We start from the raw sequence: 25,070 nt of genomic DNA on the forward strand, positions 1-25,070 counted from the left end.
AGAAGTTCTGAGAATATACAATGTGGATACCAACAAAAAAGAGCCTGTGTCCAAGATTGGGACACAGGCTCTTCTTAATTTAATTATTATTTATTAGTCTTATTTAAATCTATCAACAACTTAAGTATAACCGAACTATAATTTTTAGACATACTAAGTTGGATAATCTTTTCTTTTGAAGCTTCTGAACGAATAAGTTTTCGAGTATTTGATGTTATTCCTTCGAGGTTAAGAGGTTTTGCATCACCAATTAACCTTCCAACATCAGCACCTCGTATATTTTGGTCGGCAAGTGTCAAAGCCAATGCTTTCCCTGCTTTTGTAGTGCCATTTATTTTGAACTCTTTAGCTAAAAGCTCATCGATATCTTCGGGTAGTTCAGCATAAAATTTATCTATCTGCTTATTTATTTCTTTACTCTTTTCTTCTTTTTTTGTTTTATCAATAAGTGTAGTAAATTCATCAGTCAGCAGTTTTATGGCACAAAGAGAATCAATGGCAGGTAACTCTCTCATTATTTCGTTTAAATTTCGCATAATTTTTATATTCTGAGTCCCATTTTTGTCTACTTTCTGTTCTTTTAGTAGATTGATTATCGCAGCATACAATTTATTGCTATCGGTTTTCCGTGTTAACATACTGACAGTCCGCCTAATAAATAAATAAATTTGCTCCGCTGCTTGAGGGCTTTCAATATATTGAAATATTTGAATTAATTCGTCGCATTCTTTTTGGCAAGTTTCAAGTTCAGTGTTGTTAACATGAACAATAGCATTTAAGAGATTATTATATAGTTTTTCATTTACTTTTGGAACTTCACAACAGTCTTTTAATGATTGGAGCATACTATAATAACTCTCTTTCAATACTTCACTTTGCTTAAACCATCTGATATTTTCTATTGTTAATTTTCTGATTATGCTTGTATCATTTTCTTTAAAAGCCTTATCTGCTTGTTTTATCCCCTCAGACAAAATTGTTATATTATCCTTTTTTATAGCACTAATTTGAGTGGATAATTCATTTTGAAACAGCAAGGTTATTTGCGTGTTAATTTCTGTCAATGTATCATCTGAATAACTCAATGTTTTATGATATATGTCTTTATTTGCTACATTCTCTTTGTCTTTGCATTTCTTTATAACCTCCTGCAACCTATCAATATTTTTATAACTATCTGGAAGATAAACAATATCTTCTATAAGTTTTTGGGCCTTTACAACACGTTTTTGAAGGTTATTTTCTCTGTCCATTTTTTTATGTTTTTTCTCCTTTGAATATATCAAGTATATTATAGCAAAAGAGGCTAGTATAATGGCTCCAATGCCTACCATTAAAATTTTTTCAAAAACATTAAAAAATCGTGGCTGTTTAAATTCTATCCAACTACTTGATTCTTTATCTACATAATGTAAACAGCCTAATGCTGACCCAAGAAATAAAGAGCCGTCATTCAAAGCTATACATGAATTAGGTATAAAAGAAATATCCTGATATAGCAACCTTGTATTTTTTTGCTCTATTTTTTCGTTATTAATATGATATTCCGTAAATCCCTTATGTGCAATCGCGATAAAAGTGGTATCATTAACCAGAAGAATTTTTCGGAATCCTTTTACCTGAAGAGAATCAGTATCATACTTCGTATCATAAAAAATATAATGATTTGTCAATATTAGTTGTTTTTGTTTATCAATAGGTACAATATCAAGTATAAGTTTGTTCTTGAGATCTATTCTTTCTGAATTTTTATATTTCCAATTATTGTGATTTGCTTCTAAAGTGAAAATGCCATCATTAAGTGTATTCGCTAATAAATAATTGTCATTTTGTGCCTTTGACAAAGTAGAAACAAATTTTTTATTTAAGAATTTATCAATTTTTTTATTTTGTATATCTATAGCAAATAGCCCGTCTCTGGTTCCAAAAAATAGTTTCTGAGCTTTTCCTTTTTCATCCTGAGCATCATAATGTAGGTAAGCTGTAAGAACATTGTTTAAGTTTTTTCCAGGATGAAACAAGGGGCTTGCTTCATCCCGTGAAAAAATAGAAGGGCTTATCGGTGTACGATAAATCATATTCGTACCAGTATGAAAATAAAGATATTTATCGCAAGCGGCAATCCATAAAATATGTCCTTCTGTACCAATTTGTTTAATAAATCTGGCCTTATTGCCATCCGTTTTTTCAAACAGTTGATTGGCTGTAGTTACAAAAAAGATCTGTTTTTGTCTATTTCGGCAAATAGCAGAAACAGTCAATGAATTATAGATATTAAGATGTATAGGGATACGCCACAATGAATTTTGTGTGATGAGATAAGTATATTCACCTTTTCCCACTATTATATTTCGATGACTCTCTAATGGAATGTTCTTGGGCAGTTCAATATCCTCAAAATTGTCTTCCAAACGCTTCCCTATCCTTATACTGCTAGAGCCTATAAGCCATTTGTTACCACCATTATCATCAAAATATACTTTAGGGTTGTTTCTACAATCAAGCGGAAGATAATTGTGACCTTTACTATGTTTGTACACTTTATTTTGGGATAGAGCGATCAGCGTATCGCTGTCTGTACTCACATAGACTGTATTTTTTGCAGAGATAATAATGCTGTCTCGTTTAGCTGGCGATGCAAATTGTTTATTCAGCCAAAACACGCCCTCAGGTGATGAACCAACAATATTGCCATCTTTTTGTTTTTGAAGATTGTAAACATAACACTCGTAGTCGAATTTCCTTTTAAGAAGACTATCTGTAGCAGGATATGCAAGTTGCATTGTTGGGGAAGCGTCATCAAGGTCAATATGATAACAACCATTACTTGTACTTACATAGAAAGCTTTTTCACTAGTATTTTGAAAGTCGTACGGAGAGTATTTATATCCTTTTACAGGAATAGAAAAACGCCGAACTTGTGATTTATTTCCATTCGAAAACGTCCATATTTGCAGACCTTCATTACGTATCCCAATCAATAGTGTCGTATCAGCAGGTGTTATACTGAGTGGGCAAACCTTATATATACGCCCAGTTTTGAGCTCTCTTTGCCATTTTATTACGTTGTCCACTACGAGGAATAACTCCCCATATTCGCCACCTATCCAAATTTTGTTGTCTGCGCTGTCTGACCATATCGATGAAAGTTCAGTATCGAAAAATATCTCATCATAACCCAATGGCTTATAATTGGATAAGGGTTGCTCTGTGCAAGCAAGAAAAGAAAGAGCACCTATCACAAATGGAGTAATATAATTCGTTATTCTTTTGATGATATCAGACATAATAAGCGGATACTTAACTTATCAAAATTGGTTTTCCCTAGTATAATAGCTAATATACTTATTGATTAACAATGTATTATGTATGTATCACAAAGTTATTTTTTTTCTTGGAGAAAAAAAATAAATCCGCAACTGAAAATTTTATATTTTTTAGTTTTTTTTTGACAATAAAGCGAATTTATGAAAGGTTATTAAATCGAAAAAAAGTTCTTTTAGACTTTTGTGCTTTGCGATGTAATCCTTAGTCTGAAAGGATAGTGTTCAATATGTTATATAAATGAAAACTACCGGTTGAATTTTTTTTAGTTTTTTCATTTATATACAATTTTATCAAAAGTGTTCATTATGGAGATTCTAAAATATTTTTTAAGCCAATTAAAGATATAAAAAGAAGTTGAAGCTTTTATAAATGAACCTCATGTCCTAGTCTTGGTAATCAATCTTTGCTTGATTTAATGTTGATTTCCTGTTAAAACCGTCAAAAATGGGTATACTGAGATTAATCCCTATATAGCATGAATTATATCATTTTTTCATAGATCCACTATTGAAATAATCTTTGAAATGTTCACGCGAACCTTGATAGGTAAATTGCCCTGTAAAAGACAAGGTTGGCAAATATTCGCTTTTGATGGCTTTTCCCTTTAATTTGGCAATGTCTTTTTCTTGGTTGAGTATTTGTACATCAATATGTTCTGAAAAATCAGATATTATTGCAGGATTGCAATCTAATAAGGGCATACTGACGCTATCTGTTAATGCAATCTGTTGCTCTGTGGGGATCTCTAGTAAGTATTTTACCATATTTAGCTGTTGTTGATGCAATGCTTCCGTATTATCGAACTGTGTTCGAAGATTCTCCAGAGCGACGCTTATACGATCATAGTCAACTTGTTTCTTTATTCCATTCTCAACTTGTATTTTTGTAATATTCGCAATACGTCCAGTCCGGATAATATTTCCTTTTATGATTTGTTTTTGTTCAGCTGTTGTTTGTGCTAAAAAATAAAGTTTTATCACCTCTTGAGTTAAGTTCTCATTGGCCTGTTGTATGCTCAATTTGCTTTAGTAACTGTTTAAATTTTTCATTTAATTCTGTTTAGCATAATCTTGATCATAGCAAATTGTATCATTGTTTCTTGCGTATAAGTATGATATTCAAAGTCTTTAGAAAGTCTTCTATATGATTCAAACGAAGCGAAGGTTCTTTCAACAATCCATCGTTTAGGAAGGACTTCAAACTTAGAAGAATCTTTTCTCATAACAATTTGCAGTATCCACCCAAACGACATCTGAATATTATCAGCCAATTCACCACTGTATCCTGCATCAGCAATTATCCTGACCAATCGGGGGAATCGATATTTAAGAGATTCTATAATTTTGAAAGCCGCTTTAGAATCATGATGATTAGCCGCATGAACAACCACAACCAACAATAAACCCATAGAATCAACGATAATATGTCGCTTCCTGCCTTTGACATTTTTTCCGCCATCAATACCTCTGTTTGTACCTCCTTTACGAGTGGTCTTACTTGATTGTGAATCAATTATTGCGAAAGATGGCGATTCTAATTTACCACTTTTCTTACGAGTAAAAGAACGTAAGGATTCATGTATCTCTTCAAAAGTGCCTTCATCACGCCATTTACAATAGTAATAATAGACTAACTCCCATTTAGGGTAGTCTTTGGGGAGCATACGCCATTGGCATCCTGTTTTCAATAAATAAAAGATTGCATTCAGAATTTCATTTAATGGATGTTTCCGTTTGCGATTATCATCAATATACGCTAATATTGTGTTCCACTGAGTATCGGTTAAATCGGTTGGGTAAGTTTTATTGATTTTATTTAAAGACTTGGTAATCTTAAATTTACGAATAAAACACCAATTAGTCAACTGATATTCAGTGTTTTTATGCCTGTTTGAATCCTATTATTGTCTTTCTAAACATTGCAACCAATAAAATTTAAACAGTTACTTAGAATAAACTGTTTGTGTCTGATCATCCTAAATGATAAATACAAAAAACACAAGCCTAGAAGCTCTAAAACCCTATTGGTAACCGCCCCATCTTTAATGATACAGTTAATGAAAACATAACAAACAGTAATTATAAGAAAAATATCTACATTACATATTGCAAGGGTAATAGACTTTTTATACAGAAACTCTATCAAGATTAAAAAGAATATAATCAATATAGAGATAAAAAAAACAGATGTCTTTCCACTTATGACACCAAACATAAATTCATCCGTTGTAAATACAGGTAAAAAGATTACCTGAATTATAATAAATGCAGTTATAATATAATTAACAACGTCATTTAATGAAGTTTTTTTCTGTTTAAAACAATATGTTATAGAATCTATGTGAGTCATATTTTAGATTTCATAGAAAATTATATGTTAACAAATCTTATTGTGTTTATAAAGGCAGACGACTAATATTCTCGCAAAGTAATAATTCTATCTGATACGTGAAAGCTTAAAAAAGAACTATATACTACAAATACTAGGTCTGTATTACAATATCTTTGGTATTTCTATCTTAAGAGATTAGCTGATGATTTGTAATAGAATTAACTTAAAAATAGGGGTTGCAATTGTTAACAGAATACAGTAATTAAAAAAAATAAAAGTTTAATTGGGTTGTTTTGGATAAAAACACAAAAACATGAAAATATATTTTCCTGCCCAATTGGTTTCTAATCTTATTTTATTCTTTTAATTTGTCAATTTATCGATTGTAGTCCATAGGTGAATTATCAGATCAAAATATAGACAGACAACTAAATGGGGGGCCTTTAAAACTCCAGATACATCAATTGCTAACTGCTCTAAATATAATCAGAAAATGATACTATGCCTCCATTCCAGCTTCGAGGTATTTGGCGCGATTTAAAATAATAGCACCTCTTTAAGTCTGTCAAGATTTCCATCCAAAATTAGGCTGATTCAATTTTACCAATCTACATGTCAACTACCTCCTTAAAACTATCATTATTAAATCCCACACATAGGTAAACAGTCTTGTTGATGACTTTGCCATTTTATCGGACTTTGAAGACGATACCATCCACACACATTATCAGATATAGGCTTTTTGATGGATGGTTCTGACATTCAGTGGCTGATGTAGATAGATTAACACCGTAAATCTCATGTATCTGCGATTCTATATCCTATGCACTCATACTTTTGGCATAAAGTGAAATGACTAAATGCTTAATATATAAATCATGCCTTTGATGCTTGGGTACAGCAACAGGCTCAAAATCACTTTGTCGGCCACGAGGGACTTCTATGACGGATACTCCATCCTTACCCTGAATCTTCTTCGGATAACTCCCATTGCAGGAATTTCCCGTATTAATATTCTTTTGAACTTTTCTCATAATCTAAATGAGAATCTATCTCCCTTTGAAGCATCTGCTCATAAGCTATTACATGAAGTTCACTGATAAAGGCTTGAACATCTTCCTGAGGTTTGAACAGACTCAGAAATTCCTTACTTGAAAAATCTTTCGGTGTGTCCATAAATATCTCATTTTCTAAAAAAACGATTTACATGGATTAAACATATCTTATCGAATGAACTATTCCAATTTAAGATAGTTTCTATTTATTGATTCCCTTAAACTCTATCGTTGAAAATTTTATGTTGTTAGGCTGATAACCTAATATTTCTGCCTTTTTGACACTATATTCTGAGCCTATTTCTTCTTTGTCTGAAGTTTAGCTTTTTATTGCTTATTTTTCTCGAGTAATATTCATGGCTTAATTGTAATAATTCAATTTTTCGTTTTTACTCTGCTATACAATAGTCCTATATGTGATTAAGATTGAGTTTGAAGCTATTTTTACAAATGACTGTCCAGATCTTGTTTGTGCGACAAAAAGGAAAAGATATGCGACTCTTTCGGCTATGGTAAGACGTTTATCCGAGCAATAGCATACAATAAAAATGAGTGTTCCTATATGCTTGTTTTAATTTTGTAGTATTCCATATGTTTAAATCTTATACCAAGTTATTTTTATACCTGTGATAAATATGAATAATTTAATACACAAATGTCTAACCTCAAATTTATACAATAATAAAAATATACCGCGTATTTTATAAAAATAGCAAATTCAAGTACTTATATAATAATGTCTAACCTTAAAAATCAATAACCATGAATGAATTCAATGACAATAGTTAATCTGTGTTAATCTGGGGACTTCTATAAAGGGGATAGAGCTTCCAGAAAATTTATTTTATCAGAAAGTAGAAAAGTAAACATTTTAATAAACAAAAAAGAATGAAAAAACACAACAAAGAATGCAATCATAAAGTTTTTTTCTTTTTGCGAGATCGGAAGAAAATGTTGGTGATAGGATTTTTATTTTCATTACTGATATGGCCTTTCTCTGATTTATCTGCTCAAAACAAACGAATGTTGACGGGAGTAGTATTAGAAGAGAAGAATCCTGTTATAGGAGCTACAGTTGCTGTAAAAGGCACAACTATTGGTACGTTTACCGAAGAAGATGGATCTTTCACGCTGGAAGTGCCTGTTGGCAAACAAACCCTTATTGTTTCTTATATAGGAATGAAGGCACAGGAAGTAGAGATTCAGAATCAAACACACGTTTCAGTACAATTAGAAGATGATGCTGTTATGCTTACTGAGACCGTTATTGTTGGATATGGCCAGCAGAAAAAAGCAAGTGTTGTAGGAGCTATTACACAAACAAATGCAAAAGTATTAGAACGTGCAGGAGGAGTTTCGAGTCTAGGCCAGGCTTTGACTGGTAATCTGCCGGGAGTTGTAACTACAGCTTCCACCGGTATGCCAGGAGACGAAGATCCAAAAATTATTATCCGTGCACAAAGTTCGTGGAATAATAGTGATCCTTTGGTATTAGTTGACGGTATAGAACGTCCCATGAACACTGTAGATATTTCCTCGGTAGAAACAATTTCGGTTCTAAAAGATGCTTCGGCTACGGCTGTATATGGAGTGAAAGGAGCTAATGGAGTCATACTAATTACGACTAAACGAGGAAAGGAAGGAAAAGCTCAGGTTCAAATAAAGGTAAATACTACAGTAAAAGTAGCATCTAAATTACCCGAAAAGCTGGATGCATATGATACATTTTTATTGAAGAACAGAGTATTGGAGCGTGAGATGGGAATATCTCCTACAGCCTGGGGTTACTACAAGCCAATGGCGATTATAGATAAGTATCGTAATCCGGCAAATGCCGAAGAATGGGATCGGTATCCGAATGTAGACTGGGTTGATGAACTATTTAAAGATTACGCAGTATCTTACAATTTAAGTGCAAATGTGTCTGGAGGCTCTAAATTCGTATCTTATTTTGCAGCTGTAGACTTTGTACATGAAGGAGATTTGTTTAAGACTTTCGAGAACAACAGGGGGTATAACTCTGGTTATGGCTACAATCGGTTAAACTTTCGTAGTAACCTGGATTTCAATCTGACAAGCACTACCAAATTCTCTACCAACTTATTTGGGTCTAATGGGGTACGTACATTACCTTGGGGTGCCCAGACGGGGGATCAAAGCTATTGGGCATCAGCTTATCGCACAGCACCAGATGCTATGCGTCCTATTTATTCAACTGGTTTGTATGGATATTATGACCCGCGAAATGCAGATGTGCCTAACTCTGTTGCTTCTTTAGCGACATCAGGGATAGAAAAGAGAACAAATACTCAAATTAATACAGACTTCATACTTACTCAGGATCTGAACATGTTAACAAAAGGTTTGAGTGTAAGAGCAAATATTTCTCTCGATAATACATTTGTAGAGGAAGGTCGTGGTATTAATGACCAATATAATTACTTGCATCGAATGTGGGTGAATCCCGAAAGTGGAGATATAATATATGAGCGTGGTGAAGATTTTAAAGAGTCAATCAAATGGTCTACCCAAGCAGGTACAGTTAATAAGAGATTAAATTATCGTAAAGTATACTATTCGTTGCAGACGAACTATGCCCGTCAGTTTGGTAATCATGATATTGGTTTAATGGGGCTTTTTAGTCGTGAAAAATGGGCGACGGGTAGTGAATTCTACCATTTCCGAGAAGACTGGGTTTTCCGTGCCACATATAATTACGCAATGAGATACTTTGCCGAAGTCAATGGTGCTTATAATGGATCTGAGAAATTTGGGCCAGATTATCGGTTTGCTTTTTTTCCATCGTACTCGATAGGATGGATGCTTAGTGAGGAAAAATTTATGAAATCGTTGAAAATCTTTGATATGTTAAAAATCCGTGCTTCATATGGTAAGATTGGAGATGATAATGTGGATAAACGTTGGCTTTATCAAGATCAATGGGTATACGGAGGAAATGTGGTTATGGGAACTGTACCAGCGAATACACCATATAGTATTTACCGCATTAGTTCATTGGGGAACGAAAATGTATCATGGGAAACTGTAGAAAAGCAAAATCTCGGCATTGACTATTCATTTTTCAACGGATTAGTTTCCGGTTCGGCTGATTTCTTTAAAGATAAACGTTCCGATATATTGGTTGCCGGAGATGATCGAGCTATCCCTTCCTATTTTGGTGCAACGGCTCCAATGGCAAATCTGGGTGAAGTAAAAAGTCAAGGGTATGAACTGTCGCTAAAGCTTAACCATGTATTTAGTAATGGACTCCGTTTATGGGCGAATGCGAATATGACACATGCTACCAATAAGATAATATTTGCCGACGACCCTATATTAAAAGCTGCATATCGTAGAAGAGCCGGATATGCAATAAATCAGACCTCATCCTTCATTGATGGTGGATTTATCAACTCATGGGATGACTTGTATGGAAGCCCGGTGGCTGATACAAATAATGGAAGTAAACTCCCTGGCGATTATCTAATCGTAGACTTTAATGGTGATGGACAAATTACAGACGATGATCAGGCACCCTATCAGTATTCCAGTACTCCTCAGAATACATATAGTACAAGTCTAGGAGTAGAGTGGAAAGGGTTCTCTGCTAGTGTTATGTTTTATGGAGTCAACAATGTGTCACGTGTAATTGATTTTCCAACTTTTCACTCCTCCTCTAATGTCGCTTATGTAGAAGGCACTTACTGGAGTAAGGATGGTTCGGGAGAAATCCCTATGCCTCGTTACAATACTTCAGCACCTAAAGGAGCTAATGGAACTCGCTATATATACGATGCTTCTTATCTGCGATTGAAGAATGCGGAGATAGGCTATACTTTTACCAACAAATCGGTAAGGAAGTTAGGTGTGTCTTCGCTAAGGCTCTATCTGAATGGAGATAATCTATATCTGTGGACTAATATGCCTGACGACCGCGAATCTAATTTTAGTGGAAGTGGAAGCTTTGGTGCATATCCTACGATGAGACGATTCAACTTGGGTATTGATATAACTTTTTAAAAGAATATAAGAGATGAAAAAATATTTTAACAAAATGTTTTTTATGACGTTGGTAATGAGTGCTTTGGTGCTGTATTCATGTGCTGACTATTTAGACCAGGCACCTCAGTCGGAGATTGATTCTAAAGATGTCTATAAAAACTTTACCAACTTTCAGGGTTTTGTTGAACATCTATATAACCATATTCCAGTTATAACAGCTGAAGATTACCACAACTGTTGGAATTATGGAGAAGATGAATACTGGGAGCCAGCCGAACAGCGTTTGTGTGCAAATCAGTTTGACCAAGGAAACTATTGGGCATGGGAAACAGCAGCTTATTCTTGGTTTAAGACTGGAGGTAATCCAAACAGTTACAACAGCGATAATGATGCAGTTAAAGATGGAAAAGGAAATCTATGGGGCTTATCCTGGATGGCAATTCGTAAAGCTAATGTAGGTATTGCTAATTTAGAATTAATGACTGAAGCTACGCAGGAAGAAAAAAATCTTATAGCCGGACAGTTGTATTTTTTCAGAGGATGGTTTCATTTTATGCTGATGCAGTATTGGGGGGGACTTCCTTATATTGATCAAGCATTAGCTTCAAACACAGTATTTAATCTTCCACGACTGACTTATCAGGAAACTGCCGAAAAAGCAGCAGCAGATTTTCAGAAAGCAGCGGATTTACTTCCTGTGAATTGGGATGAAACAACAGCCGGAAAAGCTACTCTGGGAAATAATAATATCCGTATTAATAAGGTAATGGCTTTAGCTTATTTAGGTAAAAATTACCTTTGGGCAGGAAGCCCGTTGATGAATAAAGTATCGGGAGGTAGTAGTGCTTACAATACTGAATACTGTAAAAAAGCTGCCGATGCATTAGCTCAGGCTTTGAAGATATGTGAAGAGACTGGTCGTTATGAATTGGCGAAATTTTCCGAATATACACAACTGTTCTATACTTATAATCAGAGTGGTAAACTACCAGGATTGAAAGAAGCCATCTTTTATGAGAACCTAATACAGTCATCAGGTCGATTCAGATGGAATCAGGCAAACGATTATCGTCCGCCTAGCTTGATAAACTCAGGTATAAAATGTTATCCTACTGCTAACTATGTTAATCTTTATGGTATGGCCAACGGTCTTCCTATCCCCGATCTAACAAAGAAAGATGCCGCGTCGGGGTATGATCCTGAATATCCATGGAAAGGTAGAGACCCACGTTTCTATCATGACATAATGATAGATGGCGAAAAATGTGTTTTAGATGGATCAAGAGTGTCAAATAACCCCGAACAACAATATGCAAGCCTTTATACAGCTGGACGCTTCAGAAGTGATCCGCTTAATAAAGCCAAGTCTGTATTTACCGGATATATGCAGTCCAAGTACATATCTAAATACAGCAATTCATGGGAGGGGTATATAGATAATAACTGTATGGTTTTAAGTCTCATGCGCCTAGCCGATGTATATCTTATGTATGCAGAAGCTGTAGCTTATGGGTATGGATCTCCTCAAAGTAAAGCCGGAGTTTACAATCTTACAGCAGTGGATGCGGTAAACAAAATCCGGAATAGAGCAGGTGTAGATCCTATTAATAGCAAATTTTTAGGTAGTACAGAAAGTTTCATGAGCGAACTTCGTCGCGAACGTGCTGTCGAATTATCTTTTGAGGGTCACCGCTTTACAGATTTGCGTCGATGGATGCTTTTATTGGTAAAACCTTATACTTTGAAAACAGCCGTCTACTTTGACCGAGGTCTGCCAGACAAGGAGGTATTTGCTGATCCTATAAATGCTCGCGTACTAAACTTGAAGGAAGAAGTTTTGCATGAAAGACAATTCGGTGAAAAACATTATTGGTTTCCTTTTTTGTTGGATGATGTGACTATGTATCCAGAATTTTCGCAAAATCCGGGATGGTAATAACGGACTAATTTAATCGATTTTAAAATGAAGAAAAAGATAATAAATATAGGCTTTTTATTTTTTGTCATGTACATGCTAAATATGGGCAGTACACAGGCACAGGAAGGAAAGGACAGCCTTGTAAATGTTGCTTTTGGAAAGCTGGCCAAGAAGGATATTATTGGAGCTATTTCATCTGTTAACGTAGTCGATTTAACGAAGAAAAGCTATTCTACATATTCTCTCGATGCAATTCAAAGTATTGTGGGAGGGTATAATGGTAACATTTGGGGGCAATCACCTCTGATCTTGGTAGATGGAGTTCCTCGCAGCCAATGGACGCTACATTCTTCCCAGGTAGAGTCTGTGAGTGTGTTGAAAGACGCAAGTGCAGTAGCTCTCTATGGTAGTAAAGCTGCTCAAGGAGTTGTTCTGATTACAACGAAGAGAGGTGTTGAGCAGCCTTTGTCAATTGATGTTCGAGCCAATACAGGATTTTATGTACCTAAAGCTTATCCTACTTATTTAAGTGCCGGTGAGTATATGTCTTTATACAATGAGGCTTGTCGTAATGACGGTATTTCGCAAAGGTATAGCCAATCTACGATTTATAATACCGTATCTGGGTCAAATCCTTACCGTTACCCGGATTTAAACTTTTATAGTTCCGATTATCTGAAAAAAGCGTATAATAAATCGGATGTAATAGGTGAAATTAGTGGAGGAAATAAGCAAGCACGTTATTACTCCAATTTCGGAATGACTTACGAAAATGGTTTGATAAAGTATGGAGAAAAGAAAGAAGACAACACACTTACTTTCCGATTACGTTCGAATGTGGATATGAATCTAACCGATTGGCTCACAGCTTCAGCTGATGCTGCTGTTATTATTGCCGACGGTTACAGCGGAAATGGTAACTTTTGGGGACAGGCTGCGACTTTGCGTCCCAATTGGATAACACCATTGATACCTATTAATATGATTGATCCTAACAATAGTTCGCTACAGACAATTGTCTCAAATAGCGGACATTTGATTGATGGAAAATATCTTTTTGGAGGGACTTCTGCAACTCAAACCAATGCCTTTGCCGATATGCTTGCTGGTGGTTATTTGAAAGGTCGAAATCGTACATTTCAATTTAATGTAGGTGTCGGTGCCGATTTAAAAAGCATTCTTCAGGGTCTAACTTTCAAAACCGCTTTCAGTATAGATTATACAGATTATTATTCGGAAGTATGGAGTGAGCAATATGCTGTATACGAACCTACTTGGTCTAATATTAATGGTCAGGATCTGATTACCGGATTAACCAAGTATAATATTGATAAACCTTCTACAAATGAAGTGATAGCAACTACTTACTATACACAAACCATGTCATTCAGAGCCCAGTTTGATTATAAACGGACCTTTGACAGAGTTCATAATGTAAACGGCTCACTAATAGGATGGGGATATCAGCAACAAAACTCCAGAAGTAATGACGTTAATGAAGGGGGTAGCGAGGCTAGTAGTGATTATCACCGTGTAAGCAATGTAAATCTAGGAATCCAGGCAGGATATAATTATATGCAAAAATATTATCTTGATTTTACTGGTGCCGTGGTACATTCCGCTATGTTGCCATCTGAAAATCGTACTGCATTTTCTCCTACATTTACGATAGGCTGGCGTTTGAGCGAGGAAGACTTCTTTAAGGATAGAGTTTCATTTATAGACGATCTGAAATTGACCGCGTCCTATGGAAAACTACATCAGGATATTGGTATATCAGACTACTATCTATATAAATCGTATTACAGATATGGTGCAGAAGGTGTGTGGTATCAATGGCGTGATGCCGGACAAGGCGGATGGCAGTATGTAATTGCACGAGGGAGCAATCCTCACTTAGATTTTATCACGAGAGAGGATTTGCGTATTGGTCTCAATACATCAATGCTAAATGGATTGGTCTCTTTAGATGCTAATTATTTTACACAAAACACTAAAGGTATATTGACTCAGGCTCAAGAAAGCCTCTATCCTTCATATTATAGTAACTTCTTAACTTATATTAATTATAATAATGACAAGCGTACGGGGATGGACTTCTCGTTAAACTTAAACAAAAAAATAGGAGAAGTGGATGTCGCTCTTGGCTTTACTGGAATGTATCTTTCAACCGAGGCTACTCGTAGGGCTGAAGCTTATAAGGATGATTATCAAAATCGTACAGGTAGAGCTATTGATTCATATTGGGGATATATCAGTGAAGGTTTTTTCCAAGATCAAGCTGATATTGACAATCATGCTCTACAGACATTCGGAACTGTACAGCCGGGCGACATTAAATATAAGGATGTGAATAATGACGGTATAATTGACTCGAAAGACCAAGTAGATTTAGGACATAACGGATGGGCTGCATCGCCATTTACTTACGGACTGAATCTCACACTGAAATGGAGAGGGTTTACCTTCTTTGCTATGGGTTCAGGACAGTCAGGAGCTATCGGATTTAAGGATAATTCTTACTATTGGGTAAGAGGTAGTAGCAAATACTCTGACATCGTTTTGGGACGCTGGACAGAAGAAACTAAAAATACAGCGACATATCCTCGATTAACAACAACAGATAATAGTAACAACTTCAGGAATTCTACTTTCTGGATGTATAAAGCAAACCGTTTCGACCTGAAAAGAATACAGGTTACATACGATTTTCCAAAATCTGCTTTAGGCGATTTTTTTGTTAACGGCTTAAGTGTATATGCTAATGCTGATGATCTGTTGATAATATCTAAAGAACGTAAACATATGGAAACGAATGTCGGAACCCCTCCTCAATGCCGTTTTTTTAATATCGGTTTCAAGGCTTCTTTCTAATTTATTTAATACTGGATGAATATGAAAAAAAATATATTCCTTATTTTAATGATTACTTTGATGTTTTCAAGCTGTGATGATTTATTCTCCCCGGCTAATGACAATTTCAAAGAACCATCAGATATGTATACCGAACCCGATTTTGCACAAAGTTTCCTACTGAATGCTTACTCAAGGATTCCGGGATATTATGATAATACCGATTATGCTACTGATGATGCAGTAACCAATCAGAAGAGTAATGGGTATCTCAAGGCCGCTACCGGTTCCTGGACTGCAGAAAACAATCCTTTCAATCGTTGGAATGATAGTTATTATGCAATTCTTAATATTAATATGTTCCTCAATTATGTTGACGGAGTTTCATTTGTGAACAGTAGCGAAGAGGTTAATGTTTTGATGCGTATGCGTATGAAAGGAGAAGCATATGGAATCCGTGCCTATCATATGTATTTGTTGCTTCGTAACCATGCAGGATATGCAACGGATGGACAATTGTTGGGTGTACCTCTTGTTACCGAGTTCTTACCATCAGACTCCGATTTCAATATGCCTCGTGCAACATTTGAAGATTGTATGAAGCAAATATATGACGATCTGAATAAAGCCCAAGAACTTTTACCTATGGAATACAATAATATGACATCGCCAGATCAGATCCCTGAAAAATACAGGACTATAACAACCGATGAGGGGCTATATAATCGTGCGATGGGGGTGAATGCTCGTCAATTATGCAATGGGTTGATTGTTAAAGCTATTAGGTCTAAGGTATCTCTTCTCGCAGCTAGTCCAGCTTTTCAGGATGCTTCCAATACAACTACATGGGCAAATGCGGCTGATTATGCTGCGGAAGTTATTAACTATGCAGGAGGTAAACCTGCGACTAACGGGCATACTTATTATGCAAATGCAAGTGAGATTGATGGTTTGAGTGAAGGCTCTAACCCTCCGGAAATTATTTGGCGTAATAACTTGTCAACAAATAATTCTTCTCAGGAAGAACAAAATTTTCCACCAACACTATTCGGAAATGGATATATGAACCCTACTCAAAATTTGGTAGATGCTTTCCCTATGGCGAATGGTTATCCTATTAATTATGCTGACCCTTCAAAAAGCGGATATGATGCTTCTAATCCCTACTCAGGAAGAGATCCGCGTCTCGATTTGTATATAATTTACAATGGAAGTAAAGCAGGGGTTAACAATAGTATAATACTGACAGGTAGTACTTCAGGTACAAATGATGGAATAAATGTGCAAGAGACATCAACTCGAACTGGTTATTATATGAAGAAACGTTTACGTATGGATGTAAACCGTACACCATCATCTATATCAGGTAAAACTCATTATGATCCGCGAATCCGTTATACAGAAATATTTCTGAATTATGCCGAAGCTGCTAACGAAGCTTGGGGCCCTGTAGGAAAAGGTAGCCATGACTATTCTGCTTATGACATAATCAAAGCTATTCGTACAAGAGCTGGAGTTGGAACAAGTAATTCTGATCCATATTTGGAAGAATGTAAAGCAGACAAGAACAAAATGCGTGAACTAATCCGTAACGAGCGTCGCCTAGAACTTTGCTTCGAAAATTTCCGTTTTTGGGACATACGCCGTTGGGGAATAAGCCTTACAGAAACTGCTCGTGGAGTAGATGTGAATAACAACGTATATACCCCTTTGAATGTAGAAGAACGTGCATACAAAGATTATATGTATTACGGTCCTATTCCTTATTCAGAAACCTTGAAGTATAACAAGATTATCCAAAATGAGGGTTGGTAAGAATGTGTCGTAACAAATTAAATGAAAATAGATATGAAAATAAATAGAATATATATATGGCTGACGCTTATCGGTACTTTGTTTGTATCGTGCGAGAATCAAGATATTGAATTTCCCGATTATGATTACCAAACAGTTTATTTTGGCAGTCAGTATTATGTACGTACAATAGAACTAGGCGAAGATTTGTATGTAGATAATACCATTGATAATGAGCATAAAATAAAAATTAAAGCGGCAATGGGAGGGGTTTATTCGAATAAAAAAGATAGAGTAATAGATTTCATAGTAGACGAATCATTGTGCAATAATCTCTATTTTGCGGGAGGTGGTAAGATTATACCGATGCCATCATCATATTACAAGCTGGCTTCTAATCAAATTATAATTCCTTCTGGTGCAGAGTCGGGCGGAGTAGAGGTTGAGTTTACCGATGCATTTTTTGCAGACCCCAAATCTCTGGTAGCTACCTATGTAATACCATTGGTAATGACTAATGTAAATAGTGGTGATTCTATTCTTCGAGGGAAGCCTCAGGTTGTAAATCCGAATCGCTGTATAAAAGATGATTGGACTATAGCACCTAAAGACTTTGTTCTCTGTGCGGTCAAATATGTCAATCCTTGGCATGCTAATTATTTAAGAAGAGGTGTGGATCAGATTACTACTACTGGAGTAGTATCAACGAATGTTCGCCATAAAGAATATGTGGAGAATGACGAAGAGGTTAATATTACCACAGGCTCGTTAACTAAATGTACTCTGCCATTAAGCATAAAAGACAGTAATGGACATACTGTAGATTATGATTTGCTTATAACTTTTGCTGATGATGGTACGTGCAATGTGAGTGGAAATTCCGATTCGTATGAGATTTCTGGTTCAGGCAAATTTGTATCTAAAGGGGAAAAGAATAGTATTGGAGGTAAAGATTGTGATGCTCTTTACCTGGACTATAATGTAAATTTTAAGAATCTGAATACTCAATATGCAACTAAAGATACATTAGTTGTTAAAAATAGAGGTATAGTGCCCGAATACTTTACAGTAGAAACAAAATGATTAAAAACAAATAAGCATGAAATATATAACTAAATTATTTTTGATTGCGATAGCATCTTTTTTATTTGTTTCTTGCGCAGACCTTGATGAGAAGTCAGACTCTTCTGTTGAAAAGCCACAGGATGTGACAAACTTAGAGTCTCTAAATACTTATGATTTACTTGACACTTATAACATCAAGTCAAATTTTATGTTAGGAATGAGTATCGTATCAAGTGACTTTACTGCTCAAAAAACGCCCTATAGCTTAGCTATGACCAATTTTAATGAAATTACTCTGACTGATAATCTAATGAGTCATGCTGGGGTAGTATTAAATGACGGATCAATGAATTTATCCAGCGTTAAAAGTTTTGTTTTAACAGCTAAGGAGGCTGGAATTTCTCTTTTTGGCAGTTCACTGTCGTGGCATAACCAACAGAATAATACTTATCTACTCAATGCTATAGCCGATATTGTTGGTGAAATGAAGAGAGTGATATTAGTAGATTTCGAGTCGGATGCGCTAGGGACTTCTTATTCGATGACAGGCAATAGTACTGCTACCGTAGTAAACGATCCTAAAGGCATATCAGGTAATGTCTTGCTGGTAGGTAATACAACAGAAAAGGCCAATCAGTCTTTCCCTAAAATTAACATACAATTACCAGCAGGCTTGACATTGAATGATTGCCGAAAAGTAATTATCGATTTTAATGCCGATGGTAGTAGTGGCCTATATGGTCAGGGGATGCGATTGGCAATCAATAACAATAGTTTAACACATTATGGGTCTCCATCCAGTTTTGGATGTCCTAATGGCGATTGGGGTAGAAGTGCTATCCAATTGGATATTTCAGCTCTCAATTTGACTACTGCAGAAAAAGGTCTAAACGAGTTTGTTCTCACTATAGGTTCTGCAACAGGTTCTGGCTTCTATTACATAGATAATATTACCATAGAATACGAAGACGGAGCTGTTGTTAGAACACCGGAAGAAAGAGCCGAAATTATCGATAATGCTTTTGATACATGGATTTCCGGTATCATGGAGTTTTCTGCCGAGTCTGTATCCTCATGGAATTTGATGAATGAGCCGATGTCTGACAATGCTGTCTATAAGCTAAGAACAACCGAGAGTGAAGCAGATGATACTAAGCTGTATTTGGCCGATGTTTTAGGTGATAATTATGCCCGGATATTGGCTAAATATGCTCGTCAGTACTATGCTGAGTATGGTGGGGGAGAAGCCTTAAAGTTATTTGTTAATGAAACAGACTTGCTCAACCAAAGTAACAAAAAGTGTGAACGATTAATTGCAATGATCGCCCAGTGGGAAGCCGATGGCACGACTAAGATTGATGGTATCGGTGTTAAATTAGATCTGGTTTATTCTCTTGATGCGTTAGTACAAGCCGATAATAAAGCAAATGTAGTCAAGCTGTTCACTCTGTTGGGTGCAACCAATAAATATATTCGTATTTCCGGATTGGAGTTGAAAGTAGTGGATGCAAATGGAAACACAATTAATCCGGCTAATCTGACTTACGAGCAACTTCAAGCTGTTTCGGATTACTACAAACAGATCATTAGTCAATATTATGCACTTATACCTGATGGAAAACATTATGGCATCACCATATCACCTGTACAGTCTAGTACAAATGTAGGATTATGGGATACAGGATATAATCGTAAATATACTTATCCAGGTTTTGCTAGCGGACTAGCAGGGAAATAATGAAGATTGAGAATTTAGATCAGACTTAGATTGATAAATTAAAGAAGAGGCTTCCTCTCTTAGGTAGGAAGCCTCTTAAATAATCTTTAAAACAAATCGAACAAGAACAATATATGTTTTTGAGATAAATAGATAAAGCGTTAATTAATAAATTTTTGAATAGCGGAGGCTTTATTATTATACTTGATAAAATAATAAAAAAGGTTGCAATCTAAATAAAATATAAGAAATATGTCAAACAGGGTAAGCATACTTTTTCTTTTTACTGTATTTTTTGTTTTCGAAACGATTAATGCTCAAATTATAGATATAGATGAAGCATATTCTCTACCGCAATATATACAGAATGAAAGGTCTGAAAATAGCTTCGAAATTGTAGCAAATGGTAAATCTGCTAAAATATATGTTGATCCTGATGATTGGAAAGGAGTAATAATTGCCACAAATAATCTGAGTAACGATATATACAAGGTTTCAGGAACTTCATCACTGGTTATTTCACGAACCAGCTCTGAAAAAGGATCTATTCTGATAGGAACCATAGGTAAAAGTCGGATTATTGACCAACTAATTGCAGAAAAAAAAATAGACGTATCTGGTATATGCGGTAAGTGGGAATCATTTTTGATAGCAACAGTCGATGGCAATCTTGTTGTAGCAGGAAGTGATAAAAGAGGTACCATCTTTGGCATTTATGATATATCAGAAAAAATAGGAGTATCTCCTTGGTATTGGTGGACAGATGCACCGATAAGAAAGAACTCTAAACTTTATGTTAAAGCTGGAAGATATGTACAACCCTCTCCAAAAGTAAAATACCGAGGTATATTTATTAACGACGAAGAACCTTCATTCGGAGGTTGGGCACGAAGTAATTTTGGAGGTATCAATTCCAAAATGTATGTTCATATGTTTGAATTATTGCTCCGTCTCAAAGCAAATTATCTATGGCCGGCAATGTGGGGAAAGTCATTTAATGAAGACGACCCGATGAATCCTGTTTTGGCTGATGAATACGGTATTGTAATGGGGACTTCGCACCATGAACCAATGATGCGTTCACACAAAGAATATACATCGCGAAAAGATGAAGTTGGTCCTTGGGATTATTCTACAAATAAAGAGAAATTAGATAAGTTCTTTCTTGAGGGAATTGAGAGGAATAAAGAATATGACAATCTGGTAACAATCGGAATGCGTGGTGATGGAGATGTCGCTATGAGTGAAGGAGGGGACGAAGAAAATATGAAGATATTACACCGTGTTATTGACGGTCAGAGAGAAATACTTACTAATGTTTATGGAAAGCACCCTTCCGAGATTCCACAAACATGGGCTATATTTACTGAAGTACAACGCTACTATGATGCAGGTTTCTCTGTTCCCGATGATGTACTGCTCATGTTCTGTGACAATAATTGGGGATATATTCGTCGTATTGCACCTCCTCACGAGAGAGGTAAAGCCGGAGGATGCGGTCTTTATTATCATATTGACATGAATGGTGGACCATGGAATGATCGTTGGATAAATACCACCACTATACCCAAGTTGAGAGAGCAATTTAACCTTGCATATAAAAGCGGTCTCGATGCACTTTGGGTAGTAAATGTAGGGGATCTTAAACCTAAAGAACTTCCAATTGACTTTATAATGCGTTATGCATGGAATCCTGATGCTATACCGGCAGATAAAGTGCAAGATTATACAGTCAACTGGGCTGAAAATATTTTTGGAAAAGAATATGCAGAAGATATTGCAGATATTGTTTCCAAATATGCAAAATATAACCTTTGGCGAAAACCCGAAGTTCAGGCAACGACTATCTTTAGTCATGTAAATTATCATGAAGCAGACAGAGTACTGAAGCTATGGCACGATATTGTAGCCAAAGCGGAAGCAATACAACAAAAAATACCTAAGGAAGCGCAAGACGCCTATTATCAGCTTGTACTATACCCGACTAAAGCATCCGCTGGAGTCGCTGAAATATATTTAGCAGCCGGTAAAAACAATCTCTATTCCAGACAAGGACGCACTAGCGCAAATGATTATGCAGCAAGAGCACGGGAGTTATTTAAAATCGACGAAGAACTTAGTGATTATTATAATGAAAAGATAGCCAATGGTAAATGGAAGGATATGATGCTGGACAAACATATTGGCTATGAGAAATGGTTCATGCCTAAAGAAAATAAACTACCCGATCTCATAGAAGTAAAAGCACTGGGAAATCCGACAATGGGAGTTGCAGTAGAAGGATCAGAAGAAGCATGGTCGAAAGCAATAGGGAAAGTAAAGTTGCCTGTGTTTGATTTCTTAAATGACAAATCTTATTATATCGATATATTTAACAAAGGAGTCGGGACTTTCGATTTTACGGCCAAAGCGGATAAACCTTGGATTAAATTAAGCAATAATAAAGGTAAAGTCAATAAAGACTTTCGTTTACAAGTTGAAATTGATTGGAATTTATTACCTAATGGAAAAGCAGACGGTATTATAAATGTAAAACAAGGTAAGATAACTATACCTGTCGAGGTGAGTGCAATAAAATCTTCAATGCCGGATACTAAAGAGAATTATTTTGGTGGGTTCATTGGCGAATTTACTATTCCTGCCAATAAATATAATGCTAATATATCAGGACGTGATGCAGAATGGATAACATTACCAGATTTGGGAAGAGGAGAAGCGTGTATGGGAATTTATCCGGTAACAGCACCAAGTGTAACTCCAGAGAAAGCACCTGTGTTGGAATATAAAATATATCTTCCAAAATCGAGGAAAACAACAGTTTGCCTTGGTATCTTACCCACACAAGATGTTTATCCACAAAGGGGACTGAGAATTGCTGCTGCTTTAGATGATCAGACTCCTCTGATTCTTGATGCTCGTAAAGGGCTTGTCGATACATTTGGAGAATACAATAAAGAAAACTTGGCAAAATCTACTGTATTGAAACCATTGCCTCCAGTGAACCGTGATTTAGCATTAATATCTCATAACAAACATTTCAGAAATGAAATTTTTGATAATATCCGCTGGTTGGATGTCGAGTTTGATGTTGATGAACCAGGCATCCATACGTTGAAAGTGTTTATGGTGGATCCGGAGGTCGTTCTTGAAAAGATTATCGTAAATCCCGATAACCAGTACCCTAGCTACTTTGGTGCTATACCAAAGTCGTTTTAAAATAATATGACAAAAACATTTAAATAAATATAAAGTGAAGAAGATGAACTTAAAATCGAATTTATTAAAAAAGTATAGGTTAATAATATTAATAGCTTTTCTCATACTCGTATCCATATCAGGAGTATGTTCTGTTCTAGAAAATGGAAAAGCTCTATCTACAGGTGTTCCTATATTTACAAACTTCGTATATCAAGGGAATGATGAGGTTTATAATGAAAATCCATTAAAACTGGACGAATTTTATAATCCTATTCTTCAAGGGTGTTATCCTGATCCTAGTATTACTAGTAAAGGTGATGATTATTATTTAGTTTGCTCGTCTTTCTCTATGGTTCCGGGAGTACCAATTTTTCATTCCAAAGACTTAGTTAACTGGACGCAGATAGGGCATGTGCTCGATCGACCTTCGCAATTGAAGGTAGAAACAGCGGGCATAAGTATGGGAATATATGCTCCTGCTATCAGGTATAACAAATATAATGACACCTTTTACATGATTACAACCCAGTTTGCAGGTGGATTTGGTAACATAGTAGTAAAGACGAAGGATCCTCTTAAAGGATGGAGTGATCCAATCAAACTTAAATTTGATGGTATAGATCCATCTATTTTCTTTGATGATAATGGAAAGGCTTATGTTGTACATAATGACGCTCCGAATAAAGGAGACGAACTGTATAGTGGACATCGCGTGATCAAAGTATGGGAGTATGACTTGGAAAATGATCAGATAATTCCGGGGAGCGATCAGATTGTAGTCAATGGAGGAGTAGATATAAATAAAAAACCGATATGGATCGAAGCCCCTCATATTTATAAAAAAAATGGTAAATATTATCTGATGTGTGCAGAAGGGGGAACAGGAGGCTGGCATAGTGAAGTAATCTTTGTGAGTGACTCACCTAAAGGGCCTTATACGCCTGCACCAAGCAATCCTATTTTAACCCAGAGGTATTTTTCTCCAAACAGAAAGGATAAAGTGGATTGGGCAGGTCATGCAGACCTAATAGAAGGTCCGGATGGAAAATATTATGGAGTTTTCCTTGCTGTTCGTCCAAATGAGAAGAGTCGTGTAAATACGGGACGTGAGACATTTATATTACCTGTCGATTGGACTGGTATATTCCCGGTTTTTGAAAATGGACTTATACCTATGGAACCTAAATTAAAAATGCCGAAAGGAGCTCAAAACCGAACCGGAGATAACGGCTTTTTGCCGAATGGAAATTTTACATTCGCAGATAATTTCTCATCAGATAAATTAGACTATAGATGGATTGGCGTAAGAAGCTGGCGTGAAGACTTTGTTAAATTAACCAAGAAAGGACTACAAATAAATCCTTTCTCAGTAAACATTAAAGAAGTAAAACCAATATCGAGTTTGTTTTACAGGCAACAACATAAAAATTTTACAGTCACAGTTGCATTAGACTATTTGCCAAAGTCAGAAAATGATCTGGCAGGAATCACATGTTATCAGAGCGAATCATTCAATTATGTATATGGCGTTACCAAAAAAGGGAATGACTATTATTTAGTTTTGGAAAGAACGCAAAAAGGACAATCAATAATCATAGCCAGTGAAAAAATAGATGTAAAAAATCCAATTCGTTTACAGGTATCTGCCAAAGCGGACGAATACAGATTCAATTTTTCTACTGATAACAACAACTTTAAGAATTTAGGAGGAACGGTATCCGGTGATATTCTTTCTACTAATGTTGCCGGTGGATTTACGGGTGCTTTGATCGGATTATATGCAACGGCAGCAAATGATATCAGACTATAA

General features: G+C 35.8%; 14 protein-coding genes. 8 read left to right on the forward strand and 6 right to left on the reverse strand.

Annotation, left to right across the window (positions count from 1 at the left end):
* Positions 1-86: 86 nt before the first annotated feature.
* The 6 genes from BGO84_RS06485 to BGO84_RS06505 all read right to left on the reverse strand — a co-directional run bounded on the left by BGO84_RS06485 (position 87) and on the right by BGO84_RS06505 (position 6,834).
* Positions 87-3,287 carry a hypothetical protein gene (locus BGO84_RS06485; protein ID WP_291028530.1) on the reverse strand — a complete coding sequence of 1,067 codons (3,201 nt, stop codon included), beginning with the start codon at positions 3,285-3,287 and terminating at the stop codon, positions 87-89.
* A gap of 423 nt (positions 3,288-3,710) precedes the next feature.
* A complete protein-coding gene (locus tag BGO84_RS18725) occupies positions 3,711-3,797 on the reverse strand; it encodes a hypothetical protein (RefSeq protein ID WP_366246696.1) in 87 nt (28 codons plus the stop codon).
* A 15-nt stretch (positions 3,798-3,812) separates the two neighbouring features.
* The gene (locus BGO84_RS06490) at positions 3,813-4,346 is read right to left on the reverse strand and encodes a TolC family protein (protein ID WP_291028532.1); all 534 of its coding nucleotides are present in this window, start codon (positions 4,344-4,346) and stop codon (positions 3,813-3,815) included.
* Between the two features lie 26 nt (positions 4,347-4,372).
* A complete protein-coding gene (locus BGO84_RS06495; RefSeq protein ID WP_291028605.1) occupies positions 4,373-5,137 on the reverse strand; it encodes an IS5 family transposase in 765 nt (254 codons plus the stop codon).
* Between the two features lie 1,342 nt (positions 5,138-6,479).
* Positions 6,480-6,692, reverse strand: a complete 213-nt coding sequence (locus BGO84_RS06500) for a transposase (RefSeq protein WP_291028533.1) — start codon at positions 6,690-6,692, stop codon at positions 6,480-6,482.
* Complete coding sequence (locus BGO84_RS06505) at positions 6,667-6,834, reverse strand: hypothetical protein (RefSeq protein ID WP_291028534.1); 168 nt, start codon at positions 6,832-6,834, stop codon at positions 6,667-6,669. Before BGO84_RS06505 ends, BGO84_RS06500 begins: the two co-directional genes overlap by 26 nt.
* A gap of 767 nt (positions 6,835-7,601) precedes the next feature.
* Between BGO84_RS06505 and BGO84_RS06510 the strand changes: the two genes are divergently transcribed.
* The 8 genes from BGO84_RS06510 (at position 7,602) to BGO84_RS06545 (ending at position 25,070) form a co-directional block, all read left to right on the forward strand.
* Entirely contained in the window at positions 7,602-10,733 is a 3,132-nt protein-coding gene (locus BGO84_RS06510; protein WP_291028535.1) for a TonB-dependent receptor, read from the forward strand.
* A gap of 13 nt (positions 10,734-10,746) precedes the next feature.
* Positions 10,747-12,651 carry a RagB/SusD family nutrient uptake outer membrane protein gene (locus BGO84_RS06515; RefSeq protein ID WP_291028536.1) on the forward strand — a complete coding sequence of 635 codons (1,905 nt, stop codon included), beginning with the start codon at positions 10,747-10,749 and terminating at the stop codon, positions 12,649-12,651.
* Positions 12,652-12,678: 27 nt separating this feature from the next.
* The gene (locus BGO84_RS06520) at positions 12,679-15,507 is read left to right on the forward strand and encodes a SusC/RagA family TonB-linked outer membrane protein (protein ID WP_291028537.1); all 2,829 of its coding nucleotides are present in this window, start codon (positions 12,679-12,681) and stop codon (positions 15,505-15,507) included.
* Positions 15,508-15,528: 21 nt separating this feature from the next.
* Positions 15,529-17,301: a RagB/SusD family nutrient uptake outer membrane protein gene (locus tag BGO84_RS06525; protein WP_291028538.1), complete on the forward strand. Its 1,773-nt coding sequence runs from the start codon at positions 15,529-15,531 to the stop codon at positions 17,299-17,301.
* A 33-nt stretch (positions 17,302-17,334) separates the two neighbouring features.
* A complete protein-coding gene (locus tag BGO84_RS06530; RefSeq protein WP_291028539.1) occupies positions 17,335-18,363 on the forward strand; it encodes a DUF5627 domain-containing protein in 1,029 nt (342 codons plus the stop codon).
* Between the two features lie 16 nt (positions 18,364-18,379).
* Positions 18,380-20,083 (forward strand): endo-1,4-beta-xylanase, encoded by a 1,704-nt coding sequence (locus tag BGO84_RS06535; protein WP_291028540.1) that lies wholly within the window; start codon positions 18,380-18,382, stop codon positions 20,081-20,083.
* A gap of 231 nt (positions 20,084-20,314) precedes the next feature.
* Positions 20,315-23,278, forward strand: coding sequence for a glycosyl hydrolase 115 family protein (locus tag BGO84_RS06540; RefSeq protein WP_291028541.1), 2,964 nt, complete (start codon positions 20,315-20,317; stop codon positions 23,276-23,278).
* A gap of 43 nt (positions 23,279-23,321) precedes the next feature.
* A complete protein-coding gene (locus tag BGO84_RS06545) occupies positions 23,322-25,070 on the forward strand; it encodes a glycoside hydrolase family 43 protein (RefSeq protein WP_291028542.1) in 1,749 nt (582 codons plus the stop codon).

The sequence above is a fragment of the Dysgonomonas sp. 37-18 genome (assembly GCF_001899125.1).
Classification (GTDB): domain Bacteria; phylum Bacteroidota; class Bacteroidia; order Bacteroidales; family Dysgonomonadaceae; genus Dysgonomonas.